The 1,455-nt window shown below is 69.6% G+C and carries 2 protein-coding genes; both read right to left on the bottom strand.

From position 1 onward, the window contains the following. Positions 1–210: 210 nt before the first annotated feature. Positions 211–660 (bottom strand): hypothetical protein, encoded by a 450-nt coding sequence (locus ACFU99_RS43500; protein WP_384404292.1) that lies wholly within the window; start codon positions 658–660, stop codon positions 211–213. A gap of 14 nt (positions 661–674) precedes the next feature. After that, on the bottom strand, positions 675–1,455 hold a 781-nt coding region (locus tag ACFU99_RS43495), incomplete at its 5' end, for a hypothetical protein (protein WP_384404290.1).

The raw sequence follows: 1,455 nt of genomic DNA, 5'->3' as shown, positions 1-1,455 counted from the left end.
TCCTCAAGCGCCGGACGGGCTGGATTCGGCTCGCCTCGTGGTCGTGGGTCCTCAAGCGCCGGACCGGCTGGATTGGCGCGGGCCCGTGGTCGTGTGTCCTCAAGCGCCGGACCGGCTGGATTGGTGCGGCCCATTTTCAAGGGCCGGGCAAGGGCCGGGCAAGGGCCGGGCGGGGTCCCGAGGAGGGCCCGCCCGGCGGTTGATGTGCTGTCAGCACTCGTAGCGTGTCGTGTGCTTGAACGACGACGACGCGCCGTCGAAGCCGTAGGTGCCGCGGTAGGCCGGCGGGTTCTGGAATTCGCCGACGATGGTGATGGTGTTGGCGCAGGAGCCCTGCCCGGCGCGCTTGGCGTCGAGGCGGATCTGCTGGCCTACGTAGCCGCCCGTGATGTCCCACGGGGCGCCGCAGATGCCGGAGGTGATCCGGCCGCCGCTCACCACGTGCGGGTAGGTGTTCGGGTTGTACTGCACTTCCATGGCGAAGGTCACCGCGCCGTTGTGCAGGGTCAGCTTCGCCGTCGTGGTCAGGGCCTCGGCCGAGACGTCCATGGACGGGGCGGCGAACGCCTCGTCCCGCGTCTTGACCTCGGCGCCCATCGGGTTGACGAAGCGGTGCTCGGAGCTGCCTTGGCCCTTCTTCTTCTGGGACGACGTTGTCATGGCTCCTCCGCCCGTCAGGCCAGCTGCTCGGAGATCTCGACGCGCAGCAGCGCGCGGACGTTCTCGATGTGGTTGATGACCGTCACGACGGACGACCCCGCGAAGAGCAGCCCGACCGCGACATTGTCCAGCGAGGTCACCAGGGAACCGGAGTCGCCACCCGCCGAGATGTTGGTGGTGAGGATCTGGTCCTTGAACCGCGCCGTGCCGGCCGTGCCGTAGTTGACGTCGATCGTCGCGTCGACCGCCATGATCCGGCCCATGGTCAGGTTGGTGGTCCGGCCCGTCTTCTTGACCAGGTCGCCCACGGCGACATTGGCCTTGCGGCGCCAGGCGCGCGGCGCGCCGCTGAAGTACTGCTGGCGCGTGGCGTCCTGGAACTCCACCTCGCCGAGCGCGCAGTCCACCACGTTGTTCTGCTGCTCCAGCGGCGTCTGCGGGGCGAACTGGATGGTGATGAACCGGTCCAGCGTCGCGATCCGGTCCGCCGGGTCCTGGCCGCCGTCGAACACGCCGGGCTGCACGATGGAGCTGCCCCGCTGCGCGCGGTTGGAGTCGGCCAGCACGTGGTTGTTGCTGAGGATGTAGAACTTGCTCGGGATGCCGAGGCCGGGCCCCGGCGGGTCGGTGGTCGCGCCCGGCAGGAAGTCGTACACGACCGAGCCGAGCGTGCCGGCCGTCACGGCCACGTTCCCGACCGAGAAGCCGGACGGGCACGGCCGCATCCTGCGCTTGAGGGTCTGCGGCTCGAAGGAGCCGAGCTCCCGGCTGATCTCGTCCAGCAGCGGCTGGGAG

This window comes from Streptomyces sp. NPDC057654 (assembly GCF_042800135.1).
Taxonomy (GTDB): domain Bacteria; phylum Actinomycetota; class Actinomycetes; order Streptomycetales; family Streptomycetaceae; genus Streptomyces.
Note: the sequence above shows the minus strand (reverse complement) of the source record. Positions and strands in the feature narration are given on the sequence as shown.